The organism is Lysinibacillus sp. Y5S-8 (assembly GCF_036894365.1).
GTDB lineage: Bacteria > Bacillota > Bacilli > Bacillales_A > Planococcaceae > Lysinibacillus > Lysinibacillus fusiformis_D.
The window spans coordinates 3,347,058-3,364,798 of sequence record NZ_CP145889.1 but is presented as its reverse complement, the minus strand read 5'-3'; the positions used below and the strand labels follow the sequence as shown (position 1 = coordinate 3,364,798).

Sequence of the window (17,741 nt, the reverse complement as noted above, 5' to 3'; positions counted from 1 at the left end):
TGATATCCATGAAAATACTTGTTATGAGCGATACACATGGTGACAGTCATGTCATCGAAAAGGTTAAAGGTTTTTATCCTGAAATAGATGTTGTAATTCATTGTGGAGATAGTGAACTTCCTTTCTCACATGAGGCATTAAAAGGCGTGAAAAAAGTAAGAGGAAACTGTGATCGTGAAACAGCTTTCCCCGAAGAGGAAATTTTCACAGTCAATGACGTTAAAATTTTTGTGACGCATGGCCATTTATTCAATGTGAAAAATTCCATCTTATCATTAACCTATCGGGCCAAAGAGGTGAACGCACAAATCGTATGCTTTGGTCACTCTCATATCCTTGGTGCCGAAATGATTGATGATATATTATTTTTAAATCCTGGAAGCTTATTAAAACCACGTGGTCGTAAAGAGAAAAGCTTTGCGGTTGTGGAAATCACTGCAACCTCTTTTAAAGTCGCTTGCTTGACAGATGATCATCAAAGTATTGCGACCCATACTTTTCAACGAAATTAACATAAAATAAAAATCCGCATAACATTAAAGTTATGTGGATTTTTATGTAGGCTTTCTAGTGGTAAATTTGACTAGGAATGATTAATGTTGAATTAGCAAAAATAAATCAAAAGGCAATAAAGGAGAAAACATGGAAAAGACAATTGGCTGGCATTTTGATAATAGTTATGTTCGACTACCAAGTATTATGTATTCCGATATTTCGTTAAATCCTGTTCGTTCACCAAAGCTAGTTCTGTTAAATGAAGCTGTTGCAGCGTTACTTGGATTAGATGCTCAAGCTTTACAGAGGGAAGAGGGAGTCGCTATCTTGGCTGGCAATAAAATCCCAGAAGGTGGCGAACCAATTGCACAAGCCTATGCAGGGCATCAATTTGGTCATTTTAATATGTTGGGTGACGGTAGAGCGCTTTTATATGGAGAACATATAACACCTCAACAGGAACGGTTTGATATCGCACTAAAAGGTTCTGGTAGAACACCTTATTCTCGTGGTGGAGATGGACGAGCTGCGTTAGGACCAATGCTAAGGGAGTACATCATGAGTGAGGCGATGTTTGCGTTAGGGATTCCCACATCACGTAGTCTTGCAGTAGTGGCTACAGGTGAAATGATTATGCGAGAAACTGAATTACCAGGAGCAATTGTCACGCGAGTTGCCAGCAGTCATTTGCGAGTAGGGACCTTTCAATATGCCGCACAATGGGGAACAGATGAAGAGCTCCAGCGCTTGGCTGACTATGCATTAGAACGTCATTTCTCAGCTGATACTGGCACTCAAAATCGTTATCTTTATTTGCTAAAGGAAGTCATGAAGAAGCAGGCATCCTTAATAGCACAGTGGCAGTTAGTGGGCTTTATTCATGGAGTCATGAACACAGATAATATGAGCATTAGCGGTGAAACCATTGATTATGGTCCTTGCGCTTTCATGGACACCTATGATCCCGCGACTGTATTTAGCTCTATTGATCGGCAAGGTCGTTATGCTTATGGCAATCAGCCCAACATTGGTGGCTGGAATTTAACACGCTTAGCTGAGACGTTACTCCCTTTCATTCACGATGATCAAGAAGAAGCTATTCAATTGGCACAAGACACGCTACAACAATATCCTCACTTTTACGTTGAAAATTGGTTAAAGGGGATGCGCGCAAAGCTAGGTATTTTTAATGAAGAGCAAGAAGATGTCCAGCTTATTGAAGGGCTTCTCCAGCTTATGCAACAATACGAAGCAGATTATACGAATACGTTTATCGCTTTAACCTTTGAGCAAATGGAAGTTACCCCATTAATGAATGCATCAGCGTTTCAAGAATGGTATCAAAAATGGACGGAGCGATTAGCGAGACAGCAGCAAACGAAAGAAATGTCACAACAATTAATGCGTCAACATAATCCTGCTGTTATTCCTCGCAATCACAGGGTAGAAGAAGCTTTAGAAGCAGCTGTAGAACGAGACGACTATAGTGTTATGAACAATTTATTAAAAGTCCTTGCTCAGCCTTATGCCCATACGAAAGAGCAACAAGAATATGCTGCATTACCTGAACCGTCTAATCAACCATATCGTACTTTTTGTGGCACATGAGTAAAAACGAGAGACATTCATTCTCTCGTTTTTTATTGTATATAGGCACTCTACAGAATCCAATCGCATACTCTATGTATGAATAAAGATAAAGGAGAATGGGGTCGGTGCATAAATTTTCAAAAGGTTGGTTTGTCAAAGAGTTACGAGCTCATGGGATAATGGTTCATCCTCAATTTAAAAACCATTTAGGCTTATTTAAAGAATCTGAATTACGAAATTTATATTATCGGTATGTTGAAATAGAATATGCTGAGCAAGATAAATAGTCCAGTTGTTTGAATAACTCCTTTCTAGGAAAAGCTAGTAGTTAGAAAGGAGTTTTTCTATGTGGATGATGACACAGACATGGCAAGATGTTCTATTTTTACACTGGCCCATAGACCCCAAAGAGTTAGAAAAACATCTACCTGAGGAACTAAAACTTGATCTCTTTGAACAAAATGCTTGGCTAAGTGCTGTCCTTTTTAAAGTTCATCGACATCGACTACGATTTCTACCAACCATTCCTGGGATGAATATCTATTTACAATTGAATGTCCGAACATATGTAGAGTATAACGGCATGAAAGGCATCTATTTTTTTCATTTAGATGTAACGAATTATTTCGTGTCAAAAATCACGGCATTAGGCAGTTTACCATACCGCTTCTCCAAAATCTTAGCAAAACAAAGAGAAAATCACTTTTCATATACAAGCCATTACAAAGCCTGTGACGAAAGATTAAGGGTTACTTATACAATAGAAGATAACACGAATACTAATTTTGACCAATGGATTGTAGAACGTTATCATTCATGGGCCAAGTGGAAGGATACCCTTTTTCGAATTGATATCCACCACTCACCATGGGAATTACAGCGGGCAAGTGCAACGATTCACAGTAATACATTAGCTTCTTTTATGAAGGGGAATTTTCAGGGAACGCAGCCTATTGCTCATTTTGCTAAAAACAAAGTAGCGAAAGTTTTTCTGCCAGTAGTTGAACGCAAATAAATGGGTTTTTTACATTAAAAAAGATAACAAAATTGCATCACAATGGCGCCAGCAATCATATCTGACATGGCTAGAGCTTCTGCTTCAATTTCATCAAAAACGTCTATATCCGCTTGATAATCTTTCTGGATCATCGTCACGGCTTCATTTTTCGTTAAAGCTAAATGCGTATAAAACATTTTTTGGACAGCCTCTCTTCTTAAGTAAGGATTAATCGTATGCAAAAATAGTGCAATATCATCTGCATTGCGATACCATTCCTTCTCTTTTGCTTCCGCTGTGGTAGCGTCTCCTTTAGCAGCAGCTGTCACTAATTGAGCAGCCAGCAGCAGATGTTCTTTAATTAATGCTGTATATCGATCTGCTATAGAGTCGCCGTAAAAGGGACGTAGACAATTTCCTAAATCAGCCGCATTTCGTAACAGACGCTGCTGCACAAAAGGAAGATCAGGTAAATTGAAGACAATGCTAATAATCGTCATTCGCGTCCAATTGACATGCTCCATCCAGAGTAAGCGATTCATCGCCATAAAATCAGCTTCGATTTTACTGATACAGCGCCGGTAATCATGTGAATGTAAAAAGTGACGAATCGGTGCCGTATATTGAGTAGAGGGGGCTTGATACAACTGGCTTAATGAAAAACCATTTGAATAGGGGTACAAGGCTTCACTCCTTCTTGTTCTTTCTCCTACAGTAGCATACTCTAAGGAAACTCTGGGTATGAAGAACAAGTAAGGAAGAGCAAATGACAAAACTACTCTTCATACATCATTTTCTTTGTCATGCCGCCATCGACCGTAAGATTAATGCCTGTCACAAAATTATTTACGGGGTTTGTTAGATAGAGACAAGCCTGTGCGATATCTTCAGGCACACCAACCCTTCCTGATAAATGCTGTACATGATCGACTGGTCGAAGTGCCTCATAATCGCCTGTTTCAATCCAGCCAGGCGAAATACAATTCACCGTGATTTGATCAGGACCTAAAGACCGCGCTAAAGCATGTGTTAACGCCACAATACCACCTTTTGTAGCCGCGTAGGCTTCTGTATTAGGTTCTGACATCTCAGCCCGTGTAGATGCTAACGAAACAATCGAACCACCTTTCACATTGTGCCTCATCACCTTCGCAGCCTCTCTTGCACAGAAAAAGGCACTCGTTAAATTTGTGTGTAGTAGATGATTCCACTCCTCAAACGTCACATCATAAGGAGAGATATGCTGAAACTTCCCAGCATTATTAATTAAAATATGAATAGTCCCATATTGCTCAACAGCTCGTTGCATTAACTGAACGATATCCTGTTCCTTCGTTACATCTGTTTGAACAAATGTAACAGCGTAGCCTTGTGCAAGCATATCCTGTTCTAATTGTTGACCTAAACCGTCATTTAAATCAGCAATTACCACCTTTGCGCCATGCCGTGCATATGCAAGCACCATCCCTTTGCCAATCCCTTGTGCGCCACCTGTAACAACAACAACCGAATCCTTAAACATCTACATACCTCCGAATTTTTTATCGCCAATAGTGTAGCAAATATTTTCATATTCGTCTTCTTGAGAGAAGTAAGACATGGTATAATCGAAGCTGTGGCAACATATGATGAACAATATGAGGCAAACCTTGCCTACATAGTAAAATTAATGTTGACATTATGCCATAAAGTACATATAATAAGTATTGTCCTTCCTATGAAATACATAGAAACGACACCATGTCTCAGTAGCTCAGCTGGATAGAGCAACGGCCTTCTAAGCCGTCGGTCGGGGGTTCGAATCCCTCCTGGGACGTCATAAAAAGCCTTACAGCCACAACGGTTGTAAGGCTTTTTATTTTTATGCATAAATGCATAATATTCTGTTTGGTGCCCAAGAGGTGCCCAAATCAATCTTTTTCATCAAAAAGTTTATCAAAGTGAGAACTTGCTCGCTGATCCGTTTCTTGTAAAAGATGTCCATAAGTATTCATGGTAGTTGTAATATTTGAATGACCTAATCTCGACTGTATGACTTTTGGATGTTCACCAGCATGAATCAAAAGGGTAGCTGAAGTATGTCTTAAATCGTGAAAACGAATTCTAGGTAAATCGGGATTCTTTTTCATAAAACGATCCCACCACTGACTTATTGAATCTGGACGATAAGGTTTACCAAACTCATTTGAAAAAAGAAAAGTATGTCCTTCCCATACTCGCTCCTCGCCTGCCTCTTCCAGTTGATATTTTTTTACTGCTGCAGGTGTAACTAAATCATTCAGAATATTTGAAGGAATAGTTACTACACGTTTTCTTTTACCTTTTGTTTCTTTTATATAAAGCACTCTCAAATTGAGGGTGCTTTTAATATTGGAAAAAGGGGAAGTGTTGTAATGGAAAAATGGATCGCTGTAGTAAGTGGAACAATAGGCACAATCATTTCATATTCAGTGGATGGTCTAGGAATGGCTGTTACTGTTTTAATCGGTTTCATGGTTATTGACTATGCCACAGGTATCATGAGTGGAGTCGTTAATCAAAATTTAAACAGTCGTACAGGCTTTAACGGTATCATACGCAAGATTTATTACTTAATGCTAGTTGGATCGGTTTATTTATTGTCCGTTGTGATTCCTGGTATTGAGTACGCAGGGGATGGGGCAGCCATTGCATTTTGTGTATTAGAATTTATTTCAATTACAGAGAATGGTACAAAGATGGGCTTGCCAATGCCTGACTTCATTAAAAATATTTTAGCAATCGTGAAGGATAAAACAGGAGAGGGTGAGGTTAAATGAGCTACGTATTTAAACAGACTTTTTTACCTTCAAACAAGTATTCATTAAAGGCTCCATATACGATGGCACCACAGTTCATTACTGTACACAATACAGCCAATGATGCACCAGCGGAAAATGAAATTTCGTACATGATTGGTAATAACAATCAGGTGTCATATCATGTTGCTGTTGATGATAAAGAGATTATTCAAGCAATTCCTTTCAACCGTAACGCCTGGCATTGTGGGGACGGTGGAGGGAGTACCGATCTTAACGCCCTAAAGAAAGGTAATCGGCTTTCAATTGGTGTAGAAATTTGTTACAGCAAAAGTGGTGGTGTTCGTTATGGCGTTGCAGAGGAAAACGCTGTTCAATACATTGCAAAGCTATTAAAACAGTTTGAATGGGGTATTGAGCGCGTGAAGAAGCACCAAGATTGGAACGGTAAGTATTGTCCACATAGAATTTTAAGCGAAGACCGTTGGGGTAGTTTCTTAAAACGAATTGAAGAAGCAATGAAACCAAAAGAATCCGATAAACCAACAGAAAAGGATGATGACACAATGAAATTCACAAACGAGACAACAAAAGATGCAGTACGTGATTACATTAAACAATCAGTTGATAAAAAGAAAATTGATAAGTCATGGCTAGATAAGTTTGACGCTGGAACAATGACTACAGGTGACTATGAAGGTTTGAAACTTATCATTGCACAGCGCAGTAACTAAAATGTAAAGACCAAGATAGCTTAATTGCCGTCTTGGTCATTTTAAATAGTACTATTAAGCACATCTAATCAGACGGCTCAATTTGTGACTAACATTTATTTGTTAGAATACCAGCTGTAATCCCAGTCTTCAAATACTACAACTTCAGCCTTTTTGTAAGTGTTCGTAGCTATTCCATTTGCGTACATTCTTTGCGTTACTTCATATACTACATATTTAGGCTGAAATTGAATTGTTTTCTTCTCGCCCTTTGCAAGAGTAATTGTATAGGAAGTCCCATAAGTTTTTGCTTTACCAATTGTTACACCTAGTGATGCTCCAATTTTAGCCTCTCCGATTGGAAACTCTCCTGATATTGTATTTGTAAATTCGCGATTAAGAGTAGTTGAATGATTAATACTTAATGTTCCTGGTCCTGTACCTGTAGGTCCATTTCTAAAATCACCCCAACCTCTACCTACAACTTTCTTATCAGTGATTTTATAAGTAATGTTTGTTGGACCAAATCTAGGTGTTATTTCATCAACAGACTCTTCTTCGTACATTGTACTATCCTCAGATAAATCTGCTGTAGGTGTATTCCCAACTTCATAATCTACATCTTGTAATACCTCGGTTGCTTCTGCTAAACTAGGAACATAAACCAATAATGTCAATATAATTCCAAAAAGCAGTAAAGAAATTTTTCTCATTTTCACTATTTCCTCCTAATATATTCTATTTCTTACAAATGTTAGTATATCATAATAATTTAAGTAAAAGGGAGTTTTTATGAATAAAATGAATTTAAAAGAGTTTTTTATGTTAATTTGCAGTGTTTTATCTTTTTTCATGTTTTGTTTTTTAGTTTTGTTAAATAGAATTGCTTTTATATTGGAGAATCCAGATTTTGTATTTGAACAAGAAGAACCTATTAAAAAATGGTTTGAGATGAATAATGCATTAATTAATTTCGTGACATTTGCTCCAATAGGACTCTCTATTGTTTTTTTAGTTATTTTTATATTGTTAAAATTAAATAGTGATAGTCAAAATGTTCGTTAACACAAAAAATGCCCAGGTACTCATTAATTTGAGCCTGGGCTTTTTGTGTTTATTCTATTTTCTCTAAAATTTTTAATTGGATAGTTAAAATAATTGTAGTAATGGATGCAATAATTAAAATGCCCATAGAAGATAATTGTACAGATGTTAGGTGAAGAGTTTTTATCCAATAATATCCTACAATTATACAGATAAAAGATGTCAAGGCGGAAATAATTAAACCTAGGAATCCTAATTCGTCTAACTTCTGTTCTGTTAAACCTATAAGACTTAATACCTTAGTGAAAATACCTGCAATTATAAATAATACAAAAGATAAAATAAACAATGACATTATTCCTGAATGATTAATTGTATCTGGAACAAATTTAACTAAAGCCATCATAATAAATGCTGGAAGTTCAAGACGATGGGCGACATGGGAAAGTTAATGGAAGACCAATTTTTATCTTTGTTGGCTTATGTAGCTGAACAGGAGCGCAAAAAGATGCTACAACGTCAAAAGGAAGGTATTGCAGTAGCTAAAGCACAGGGGAAACATCTGGGCAGACCACAGTTAAACCTATCTACACTATCAAAGCAACAGAGAGCAGACCTAGAAGCTAATTATCAAGCATGGAAAGATAAAACAATCACAGGGGTAAAGTTCATGGAAATCTTAGAGCTGAAAAAGAACTCTTTTTACAAGATTATCGGTGAATATGAAAATTCAATTGAAGCATAAAACATTGATACATAAGGCTTTATGACTGCTTCTTGAAAAATAGAAGTACAGGTAAAATCATCGTTTTATTTTGAGTTTGACACATGAGCGACAGAGCCACTCGTGAAAATACAGGAGCTTCATAGCTTGCTCCAAGAGGTCGAAATGACGAATGAGGTTATGTTGGCTCGTTGGTGGAAACCTAGTAACACCAATCTCAACTAAACTTGACAGGTTATGACGTTCCCATCGCACACAAACGTCTAGGATACCATATTCCATTATAAATAAAAAAAGCGTAATACACTATTAAGACCAGTGTTTACGCTTTTTTAGTTGTTTGCGGGTTTCACCCACCGCTCCCAGAGCTAACCCTCCGCTACGCCCGCAAAGGCAGTTATTACAAGAATAACGCTTAAAACAACTAGTGGTGATGCATTTAAAATTAGTGACATAGTAATCCCTCCTGTAATAACACTTTGACTAATTAAATTCGATAAGTTAGCCATATTTGTGGAAGTAATTGCAGACACCAAAATGGTGAAGCACCAATTTCTTATATGGTTGGAAGGTCCAGGAATCGAACCTGTAGGTGAGCAAAATAATAAAAATATGAATTAATTATAATAGTTTTTACTAAAAATTTCAAATCTATAATTAATAGTTTGATAAATAAAATACAATCATTGTTGTATCAGTTCCTCATGAGGTATCTTTATTAATTGAAAATAGTATTAAAGGTGTATCTTTCTTCTCATTTATAAGGTGAATCCAATCAGATAGCAAACTGTATCCTTCGGTATTTATCCTTTAATTTATAAGGCTTTTCATCACATTGTTATTGTTTAAATGAAGAAATAAAATATAGATTTTATTTGAGCTGTGATGAAGCTGTCAGACGGTTTGTTCAGGGATATAGGAGAGCCATGACAAGCCGTGATAGGGCGAGTTGACACATTTGGTCAATGAAGGTCGAAAAAGTCACACAGAGCCATTTGACAAGTATTGAGAATTTTGCTTATCAAAGTTAAGTGTACCCCCCCATATTTTCCGATATTTTAGCTATTCCTAAGTGAGAACAAGGACGACCCACTACACGCACACCAAAAGGGGATTGACAGATATCATAATTTCAACAGCATATGAAGGTTTTGAAAAGTTATGGGAACTTAAGTGGTTACATATAATCATAAAGTAGAACTTGTCAAATGGTCAGCTATATTTGACAAATTAGGTATTTTTATGTAATGTTTGGTTGTGCATTCAATTGGGAATGTTAGTTGGAAGTTTCAGCGCAAGCGATTCAGCGAGCATTTGAAGAATTATTTGAAGAAGAATACTGACTACTATTGTCATAGATTCATTAATCAATTGTTCTGATACGCTAATCAATTCGTAAACAACTCCTATAGTCACTGACGGATATACATCCACAGTATGATTATAACACTTATTCAGTTTGATGAGATGCCCAGGCTAAGGAGTCCGCTATTTAGACGTTATTACTTAGTCTGCAATTTTTGTATGCTAGAGAGCAGTCTTTATAATTGGCAAGTTAAGCTCTCTAGCTCTTCAAACTAAAATTAAACTAAGGACTAATATACTATGACAATAGATTTTGAAAAATATAAACCTAAAGCATATTTACATTTAGATACAAGAGTTAATTTTAAGCGTGTTTATCCACAAATTAGTAATACGAAATTTGTGGAAAAATATGCTTTTTATCCTTTTGTTCATTTTAAAATGGATTTAAAAAAATATACTATTAAGTCTGATTATACTAATAGAGAAGCTAGAATAGCTCAAAATCAAAAAGAATATAAGTATAGAAAGCCAAAAGAAAGATTAATATTCTTTGCTTCACATATGGATAGTTATATATACAAATATTATGGAGAGAAGTTAAATAAGAGCTATACAAAGTATGTAAAGAATGTAATAGATATCGATAATGAAGTGTTAGCTTATCGTGATAATAAAAAAGGGAAAAACAATATTCATTTTGCTAAGGAAGTATTTAAAAAAATAATAGAACAAGAAAAAGCATTAATTATAATGATGGATTTTACATCATTCTTTGATAATCTTAATCATAAAGTGTTGAAGCAAAATCTAAAAAGGGTCTTGGACGTAGATGAGTTACCTACACATTGGTATAAGTTATATAAGTCTTTAACAAAGTATTGTTATGTAGATAAGAAAAAACTAGACTCTTTTTTAGAAGAGAAGTATGGAGAAGGTTATAAAGTTAAAATAAAGAATAGAGATATCACTAGGTATATGTCACCTGAAGAATTTAGAGAACAAAAGAAAAATCCTGGTTTTATTGAATTTAATCCAGGAAAGGATAAAGGAGTTCCACAAGGTTCTGGTATGAGTTCCGTATTATCAAACATCTTTATGATTGAAGCAGATGAGAGAATAAAAAAACTAGTCTCTACTTATAGTGGGATGTATAGAAGATATTGTGATGATATTGTAATAGTTATACCTTTAGAAGACGATGTAGATAAAATTGCTTTACGAAATACCGTGGAAGAAAATATACTTTCTATTATTGGTGAATATGAAGGGCTAGAGGTACAAAAAGAAAAGACGGAAATCTTCAAATATAGCAATAACCAAATTTATCTTTTTAATGAAGAGCAACAAGAAGATGAGCAAAGAGTAAGTAAATTTGATTATTTAGGATTTTCTTTTGATGGTAAGAGAATTCAATTACGTGAAAAAAGTGTATTTAAATATTATAGTCGAGTCTATAAAAAAATTAGAATAGTAAATAGATATTCTGCGAAGTATAATAAAAAAGTTTATCGAAAATCTTTATATCAAATATATACTCATATGGGTAGGGATTATAAGGGCTATGGTAACTTTATTAGTTATGCTGAAAAAGCACATAATGAAATGTCGGAATTACCTATAGAGTCATTGATTAATAACCAAATCAAACGGCACTGGTATAAAGTGCAAAAAAGACTAATTAAATATGATTTTAAGTAATAAGAAAGAAAAGGAAAGAGATTTGCTAAGCTTTTTATTAAATCAGTATTTAAATAAACATTTATAGTACTATAATATTAGAATAATGCCTTCGACCTAAGTTCGTTGTTGAGAAAATCGTTCAAATAACCGCATAATGCTACATGGTAAAGAGGGCTTCTAGACTCTCTTTTTTGTTGGGTAAAATCATTATTTTTAAGAAGTAAGTCACATGTGTGATTTAGATATTAATAAGTGATATACTTCTGTATTTTCGATATACTAAAATAACTATTATTGTATGTGTAGCCTTGTACATTTCTACAGTGTGAGGTTGTGATTTATATATGACTATAAAATAAAACTAATAACATTAAGAAAACTAGATGGGTATCCAGTCTTCTACCTAAAGAACTGTAAATGTGTTAAAAAGTGGATAATTATTTCTAAAGGTTTATAATAGAGAAGGAAATATTTTTCTTTATCAAGTTGGAGAAATAAATTATAATTTTTTTCTATTAATCTAAAAGATTCAAATTAGAAAGTGTGAATTAAGAGATGGAAATAAATTATTTAAATAGGTTTTTTACTAAAAGAAATCTATTCGCTACATTACAAGAAAAGGACTTTCAAAACTGTTCTTTTATTGAGGAAGTATCAGAGAACTATAAAGTACTAAGTTTAAAGTATCGAAATGAATTTTTTTATAAGAACACTATTTTTAATAAAATTGTTCTTGGTAAATATAGTTTATCTACTACAGTGGCTTATAGTGAAGTAAATATTGTTAAGTCTAAAGCTGATTATATTATAATAAATAATTTAAAGGCAACAGTTTATGAAATTAAGACTGAATTAGATAATTTAGAAAGATTAGTCTATCAATTAACAGATTATTCTAAAGTGTTTAATGAAATATTTGTTGTTACATCAGAAAATCTTTATTATCCCGTTTATAAAGTTTTAAAAGAAGCTAATTTAGACGTAGGGATAATAGTATTAACTAAAAGGGATAGATTAAGTATTAGGAAAAATGCCGTAAATAATGTATGTAATTTGAATCATGAGGCTTTATTTAAACTTCTTAGAAAGTATGAATATGAAGAAATTTTAAAATTAAAGTTTGGGGAAGTACCTAATGTTAAACCAGTTGAATATTTCAAAGCGTCTCTAAATTGGTTTAAAGCATTGGATATTCTTGAAGCTCAGCGTCTAGTTTTTAAAAGTATTTCTGACAGAAAAAAAATTAAGAATAGTGTTTTATTAAAGCAAGTACCATTTGAACTGAGATGGTTAGTTTACAATGAATGCAATAATGATAGTGAAGTGGAAAATGTATTATGTAAATTAAGGGGCGATTAGATGTATTATCCGTTGATTAGAGGTAGGCAATATGATTTATTGGCATTAAGGGAACTAATAACGAGAGATTTATTAAGCAAGAGAATTATGCCTATAATTGAACCTATAAAAATTAGTCCGACTTTGGTTTCTACTATTAAATGTTTTGAGGAAAGAGAGAAAAAAATAATAGTAGTTACAAATCCAAAAGTAGGGGCTATGAAAGAAGAATTATCTGTTGAAAAGATTTATTTCCAATATAGAGAAATGATTAATAGCAATGCAGTAATTATCGGACATCACATGAATAAACAGTCTAAAACTCAAATTGGAGCGAATTTAGATGAATTTAAAATAACTTTAGGGGACATAGCGATAATTCATAGTGATAGAAATTTAATTGATTTGTATAAACAGATTTATAAAGATAATGGCTTACTTCATTCTCCATGTATTAATGTGGTACCACAAGACAGTTCGTATCGCAGGAAATTAAATGGAGAAAAATTAGTTATATTAGAAGATAAATTTAATAAATTAAGTAGAAATGCTGATTATGCAGATTGTGAGCATGAGTTTTTCTCTGAAGAACATCTCTATTTTAGTGTAGATGGCTATATTGGATATTCTGATTATTCAATTGTGGGTGCAGATTATAATGAGGCTGGATTTGCTCCTTATGCTGTAGCTATTCATATTGTATTTCCAAATGATGAAAACGCTTTGGAAATTATGCATTTTGTATCTGATTCAAATGAAGATACAAGTGACCCAGCGGGTAAATTCTCTGAAGCATTAGGAAAAATGATTACCTGGTTAGATGAACGGAACTTTAATGAGATTATGTCTACTTATGCGATAAGTGTTTTTAAGCAACATTATGAAGATGGAACTTATCCAGGTTTACCGACTTTGAAAAAATTATCAATTATGCATCATCTTGAGTTAGTAGGTAAAATTTTAGACAGAGTAGAGGAGAACACAAAAGGATGAAATGCTGTGAAAAATGCTTTATGCATGGGGTTATTAAAGATACAATCCGTAGCTTAAGCAATAAAGCATGCTGTGATTTTTGTGGTTCTCAAAATGTTTTTGTGTATGATATCAGCTATGATTCAGGGCTAGATGTAAAATTTAGTGGAATATTTAATGTATTTAGAAAAAGAGATGAACTACCTAAAGATTATCCTTCGGGTAAATTATTTTTAATTAAGGATGTCTTTGCTAATCAATATAATGTATTCTCTGATGTATTTCCAAAGGAAAGAGTAGTTGATTTTTTGGAAGAACTTTTAAAGAGTAATTTCCCTGATAAAGTAGACTTGTTAAGAGAAACAGTGGGTGTTTCAGAATATACTTCAAGTAGCTTTTTAAATAGTAGTTCATTATTAAAAGAATTTACTTGGGAGGAATTTATATCGTACATACGTTGTAATAATAGATTTCATTCAAGACATATTAATTTTGATATTTTTAAGGAATATATTGAAGGGTTAACTAGAACTATTAAAGAAAACTCAATATTTTATAGAGCTAGGATAAGTAATAATGAAGAATTAATTAAAGAAAAGATGTACGCTCCTCCAGCGGTTTTAGCACGTGCTGGTAGAGCTAATTCAGAGGGAATAAGTCACCTTTATTTAGCTAAGGATATAGAGACTGTAATAAAAGAAATTCGTCCAAAAACAAAAGATAAAATATATATTGGTAATTTTAGATTAAAACATGACATTAAGGTGGTAGATTTTCGAAAGCTAAAAACAATTAGTATTTTTGATTTTGAAGATAATCCTGCAAAATATATAGTCAATTATGATAATTTTAGAAAACTGAGCGATGAAATTTCAAAACCAATTAAAACAGGGGATAGCATATTAGATTATCTTCCAACGCAGTTTTTTGTAGATTTGATTAAATCAATTAATGATTTTGACATGAGAGAGGAGGATATTCGTTTCTCAGGGATTGAATTTAAAAGTACATTAAGTACCACGGGACACAATCTAATGGTTTTTTCCGAGAATTGCTTTGAATGTATTGAAATTAGTAAGACAGAGATTAACGCAGTTTCATATAATCATGAAGTTCAACTATTGGAAGATTGATAAAACTGGATTCTTTTCAGGTATAGTGTTTATAATGAGTGAAGAAGATACTTTCGGTCTTAGAACGTAATTTGACCGAATCCCTTATACGAATTAAATACGTCTCAAACGCTTGGTGTGCCTAGTATAAGTAGTGAAAACTATAGCGGTAAGCTAAGCCGTCGGTCGGGGGTTCGAATCCCTCCTGGGACGTCAATAACAAATCAAAGGTTAATTTTTAACCAAATTGAAAAGCGCTTGAAACCTTACGAATACTGGGTTTTGAGCGCTTTTTTCCAGATGTTTTGAAAATAGCAAAGAATAACATATTAAATTAAAATTTATAGGTAGATGGGAGTTGTTATTTATGTTTATTACTTTGATATTAAATTTTAGTGAGTATCATACATTTACTGATTTCGATGAAAATAAAAATTTCTCACTATTAGAAAATGATTTTATACCAAGAGTTAATGATTATGTTTATGATACTGGATTTAGAAAAGATTTCAAGGTTTCGAAAGTTGTATGGGATTATAAACATAATAAATGTAATGTATATCTAAGTAGGTCTAACATTGGTAGTTTTGAAGAAATAAAAATTCAAGCAATTGATGCAGGTTGGAAAGCAACTCAAGGTCACATCTAACAAGGTGTGGCTTTTTATTATGTATCAAAATCCTATCACACAGTAAAACCTTTCCAGTGTATTGTAGCAAGAAAGGGGGGTAAATGATAATGAAGCAATTATCTATTATATATTGTGAAGCTAACGGTGAGTGTCTTGTAATGAATGAATTTAAAGATACAATACCTGTTTTGCCAAATGTAGGTGATAGAGTAGGCTTGGGAAGCGCATTTTACAAAGTCGTAAACCGTGACTTTGTTTATTTAGAAGAAAACCATTCTGTTGAAGTGTATATTTATTTAGATAACTAATACATAAAGGTCATATCCAATTGGATGTGGCTTTTTATTATGCCATGAAGTCCGATGGATGTATCGAATGGACTTTGCGAGCAAGGAGTTTGAATTGTGGAGGGCAAGTAAATGACAATCTTTATATCACTTTATCTGATTCATTGGGTTGTGCCTATCCCTTAATTCAGAAGTCCTTTAGGTTCTTTTCTTTTATTAAATATGATTTTAAACTAAAATAACAAATTCCAGTCATTTGTTATTTTGGACCTTAATTTTGCTAAAAATATTGAAATTGTTGACATTTCTAAAAATTAACTCTAGTATTAATTTTAATAATTGATAATATTTGTCAATTATGTAATTTGACAATAAATAAGTTATAGGAGTTGATATAATTAATAAAACAAAGATTTATAAAGCGTTATTAATATTGTTACCCATTAGCTTACTATTGAATTTATTTTTTGTAGTGAAGTTTACAGAAGATAATTCGAGGAAACAAGAATACTTCATTTACAACCTAAACCTCAAATTATATGAATTAAATTTAGCAATAAACAATCAAAAAGAAAACGATTGGCAGGACCCTCAAATTGTAATGAATCAGCTAGAGAAGGTAAAAGGTGTTTTAGTTGATTCGGTAATAACTAATAATTTCGCAAGTAGTGTGTTGAATGATAAAGAAAAAAAGATGCTACTGAGCATATACAATTTTTTAGAGCCTTTGCCAAAAAGTGATTTATTTGAGGTAGGAAAATGGGAAGAAGCGGATACAGAATACATTTTAAGGGTTGGAGAAGCATTAAGTTTGTCTAACTATACTGCTAACAGCTTCCCTGAGCAACGTTGGAATTCAGTTGTAAAACAATGGGAACAACTGGTTAAGGCATTTGAAACTGATTTTAATTAAGAAAAAGTTGAGAGGATGAAAACTATAAATATTCGTAAGAGATTTTTAGTTATGCCTTTTTTAATATTTATTATTCTGACAATCTTTAGTGCAAATGCAAGTGAGTTGATTCCCGAAGAAATTGAACATTTAACAACAGTAGGCTTCACTGAAGACATCGCCCCAAGTGTGACAAAAGAAGAATATGTTGAATATTATCAAGATTTAACTGCTGCAGAGGAGCCACAGAATGTTACGAATTATTACAACTTTGTTTCCAATAAACATTTACCTGAAGGGACTTTGGAAGTAACTAAATATTCTGCAGAAGAAGCTTTTAGCGAAATGAATAAACCAGAACAGTTCGCTGTTGGTATCAATAATAGCACTTGGTTAGCAATGACTCTATCTTCTACAAAGCTTACAAACGGACGAGTATTGCTGAAAAATGAATTTATGTGGAAAAAGGACCACAGGTATTCTTTGAAGATGCATTTGCGATTACACACTCTGCAAACGTTGTAAGATATGACAATACTATTAATTTCCGTTATATATTTAGAGATATTCACGGATCTGACAGATATTATACAGGATCAAACGAAAAAAATAATAATGGAGTAGCTAACATTATTTAATATAAAAGGCGAACCAGGCTACTCTCATACAGGTTATTTATCAGTCGAAGCAAATAGATCGAGTTCTAGTGATATTAGATCAAATATATTTGGTCATTATACACATATGACAATTGGGTTTACTGGTTCGGTTACAATTACTACTGGAGATATTTCATTAGGATTGGCGGCAAAAGAAAGTAAAGCAGATGATGCGTCTATTACACATGAATGGTAATAAGTAAGTCAAAAATTTAAAAATATGCACATCGTTTCGTCCTCACAGTAAATAGCCATCTATCAGATAGTTCGTATAGATGGCTATTTCGTCTAATTTTAGGGATGAACTGATATCTAAATGTAAGATGCTTCGTTTCAGTAAAATTACTGAAGGTTTTTCAAAAAATACTGATTTTACTAATTTGTATGGGCTAAATAAATTTGTCAATTAAAGTTGTCCATAAGATTAGATCAGGTAGGTGTACCTGGTCTTTTGTTATTTGTTGAGCTATATTATTCTGGACAAGAAAGTCCAGACCCGATGCTGTTCCTGTACCTTAATTC

At 33.5% G+C, this 17,741-nt stretch carries 20 protein-coding genes, 2 tRNA genes and 2 pseudogenes; 18 read left to right on the top strand and 6 right to left on the bottom strand.

Features of this window, described 5'->3' with window-relative positions:
* Positions 1-8: 8 nt before the first annotated feature.
* The 4 genes from V6670_RS16395 (at position 9) to V6670_RS16380 (ending at position 3,100) form a co-directional block, all read left to right on the top strand.
* Entirely contained in the window at positions 9-512 is a 504-nt protein-coding gene (locus V6670_RS16395) for a metallophosphoesterase (RefSeq protein ID WP_338651694.1), read from the top strand.
* A gap of 130 nt (positions 513-642) precedes the next feature.
* Positions 643-2,103, top strand: coding sequence for a YdiU family protein (locus V6670_RS16390; RefSeq protein ID WP_338651693.1), 1,461 nt, complete (start codon positions 643-645; stop codon positions 2,101-2,103).
* A gap of 98 nt (positions 2,104-2,201) precedes the next feature.
* Positions 2,202-2,372 (top strand): DUF2639 domain-containing protein, encoded by a 171-nt coding sequence (locus V6670_RS16385; RefSeq protein ID WP_338651692.1) that lies wholly within the window; start codon positions 2,202-2,204, stop codon positions 2,370-2,372.
* Between the two features lie 59 nt (positions 2,373-2,431).
* Positions 2,432-3,100 carry a DUF2071 domain-containing protein gene (locus V6670_RS16380; protein ID WP_338651691.1) on the top strand — a complete coding sequence of 223 codons (669 nt, stop codon included), beginning with the start codon at positions 2,432-2,434 and terminating at the stop codon, positions 3,098-3,100.
* Positions 3,101-3,114: 14 nt separating this feature from the next.
* Here V6670_RS16380 and V6670_RS16375 read toward each other — a convergent pair whose 3' ends face one another.
* Together V6670_RS16375 and V6670_RS16370 are read right to left on the bottom strand one after the other, a co-directional pair.
* Positions 3,115-3,765, bottom strand: a complete 651-nt coding sequence (locus tag V6670_RS16375) for a hypothetical protein (protein ID WP_338651690.1) — start codon at positions 3,763-3,765, stop codon at positions 3,115-3,117.
* A 92-nt stretch (positions 3,766-3,857) separates the two neighbouring features.
* The gene (locus V6670_RS16370) at positions 3,858-4,604 is read right to left on the bottom strand and encodes an SDR family oxidoreductase (protein ID WP_338651689.1); all 747 of its coding nucleotides are present in this window, start codon (positions 4,602-4,604) and stop codon (positions 3,858-3,860) included.
* Positions 4,605-4,824: 220 nt separating this feature from the next.
* On the opposite strand from V6670_RS16370, the gene V6670_RS16365 reads away from it, so the two are divergent.
* Positions 4,825-4,898 (top strand) — tRNA-Arg (locus tag V6670_RS16365).
* 94 nt (positions 4,899-4,992) lie between these two features.
* Here V6670_RS16365 and V6670_RS16360 read toward each other — a convergent pair.
* Entirely contained in the window at positions 4,993-5,427 is a 435-nt protein-coding gene (locus V6670_RS16360) for a site-specific integrase (protein WP_338651687.1), read from the bottom strand.
* 48 nt (positions 5,428-5,475) lie between these two features.
* Here V6670_RS16360 and V6670_RS16355 point away from each other — a divergent pair, with 48 nt between their 5' ends.
* Both V6670_RS16355 and V6670_RS16350 read left to right on the top strand, forming a co-directional pair.
* Positions 5,476-5,880, top strand: coding sequence for a phage holin family protein (locus V6670_RS16355; RefSeq protein WP_338651686.1), 405 nt, complete (start codon positions 5,476-5,478; stop codon positions 5,878-5,880).
* Positions 5,877-6,353, top strand: a pseudogene (locus V6670_RS16350) (N-acetylmuramoyl-L-alanine amidase family protein); the annotation flags it as partial. The gene V6670_RS16355 and the pseudogene V6670_RS16350, both read left to right, overlap by 4 nt.
* Before the next feature lie 335 nt (positions 6,354-6,688).
* On the opposite strand, the gene V6670_RS16345 reads toward V6670_RS16350, so the two are convergent.
* Positions 6,689-7,285 (bottom strand): hypothetical protein, encoded by a 597-nt coding sequence (locus tag V6670_RS16345; protein WP_338651685.1) that lies wholly within the window; start codon positions 7,283-7,285, stop codon positions 6,689-6,691.
* 79 nt (positions 7,286-7,364) lie between these two features.
* On the opposite strand from V6670_RS16345, the gene V6670_RS16340 reads away from it, so the two are divergent.
* On the top strand, positions 7,365-7,637 hold the full coding sequence (locus V6670_RS16340) for a hypothetical protein (protein ID WP_338651684.1): 273 nt from the start codon (positions 7,365-7,367) through the stop codon (positions 7,635-7,637).
* Positions 7,638-7,686: 49 nt separating this feature from the next.
* On the opposite strand, the gene V6670_RS16335 is transcribed toward V6670_RS16340, so the two are convergent.
* On the bottom strand, positions 7,687-8,022 hold the full coding sequence (locus V6670_RS16335) for an epimerase (RefSeq protein WP_338651683.1): 336 nt from the start codon (positions 8,020-8,022) through the stop codon (positions 7,687-7,689).
* 12 nt (positions 8,023-8,034) lie between these two features.
* Here V6670_RS16335 and V6670_RS16330 point away from each other — a divergent pair.
* Positions 8,035-8,361 (top strand): annotated as a pseudogene (locus tag V6670_RS16330) (recombinase family protein); the annotation flags it as partial.
* Positions 8,362-8,708: 347 nt separating this feature from the next.
* On the opposite strand, the gene V6670_RS16325 reads toward V6670_RS16330, so the two are convergent.
* Positions 8,709-8,873 (bottom strand): hypothetical protein, encoded by a 165-nt coding sequence (locus V6670_RS16325; protein ID WP_338651682.1) that lies wholly within the window; start codon positions 8,871-8,873, stop codon positions 8,709-8,711.
* A gap of 1,072 nt (positions 8,874-9,945) precedes the next feature.
* Between V6670_RS16325 and V6670_RS16320 the strand changes: the two genes are divergently transcribed.
* The 9 genes from V6670_RS16320 (at position 9,946) to V6670_RS16280 (ending at position 17,085) form a co-directional block, all read left to right on the top strand.
* Positions 9,946-11,346, top strand: a complete 1,401-nt coding sequence (locus V6670_RS16320; RefSeq protein ID WP_338651681.1) for a reverse transcriptase domain-containing protein — start codon at positions 9,946-9,948, stop codon at positions 11,344-11,346.
* A 537-nt stretch (positions 11,347-11,883) separates the two neighbouring features.
* Complete coding sequence (locus V6670_RS16315) at positions 11,884-12,687, top strand: sce7726 family protein (protein ID WP_338651680.1); 804 nt, start codon at positions 11,884-11,886, stop codon at positions 12,685-12,687.
* The gene (locus V6670_RS16310) at positions 12,688-13,659 is read left to right on the top strand and encodes a sce7725 family protein (RefSeq protein WP_338651679.1); all 972 of its coding nucleotides are present in this window, start codon (positions 12,688-12,690) and stop codon (positions 13,657-13,659) included.
* 20 nt (positions 13,660-13,679) lie between these two features.
* On the top strand, positions 13,680-14,771 hold the full coding sequence (locus V6670_RS16305; RefSeq protein ID WP_338651678.1) for an RES domain-containing protein: 1,092 nt from the start codon (positions 13,680-13,682) through the stop codon (positions 14,769-14,771).
* A gap of 117 nt (positions 14,772-14,888) precedes the next feature.
* A tRNA-Ser gene (locus tag V6670_RS16300) sits at positions 14,889-14,963 on the top strand.
* Between the two features lie 154 nt (positions 14,964-15,117).
* Complete coding sequence (locus tag V6670_RS16295) at positions 15,118-15,399, top strand: hypothetical protein (RefSeq protein ID WP_338651677.1); 282 nt, start codon at positions 15,118-15,120, stop codon at positions 15,397-15,399.
* An 89-nt stretch (positions 15,400-15,488) separates the two neighbouring features.
* Complete coding sequence (locus V6670_RS16290; RefSeq protein WP_338651676.1) at positions 15,489-15,689, top strand: hypothetical protein; 201 nt, start codon at positions 15,489-15,491, stop codon at positions 15,687-15,689.
* Between the two features lie 451 nt (positions 15,690-16,140).
* Positions 16,141-16,581, top strand: coding sequence for a hypothetical protein (locus tag V6670_RS16285; RefSeq protein ID WP_338651675.1), 441 nt, complete (start codon positions 16,141-16,143; stop codon positions 16,579-16,581).
* A gap of 15 nt (positions 16,582-16,596) precedes the next feature.
* Positions 16,597-17,085: a hypothetical protein gene (locus V6670_RS16280; RefSeq protein WP_338651674.1), complete on the top strand. Its 489-nt coding sequence runs from the start codon at positions 16,597-16,599 to the stop codon at positions 17,083-17,085.
* The last annotated feature ends 656 nt before the right edge of the window (positions 17,086-17,741 follow it).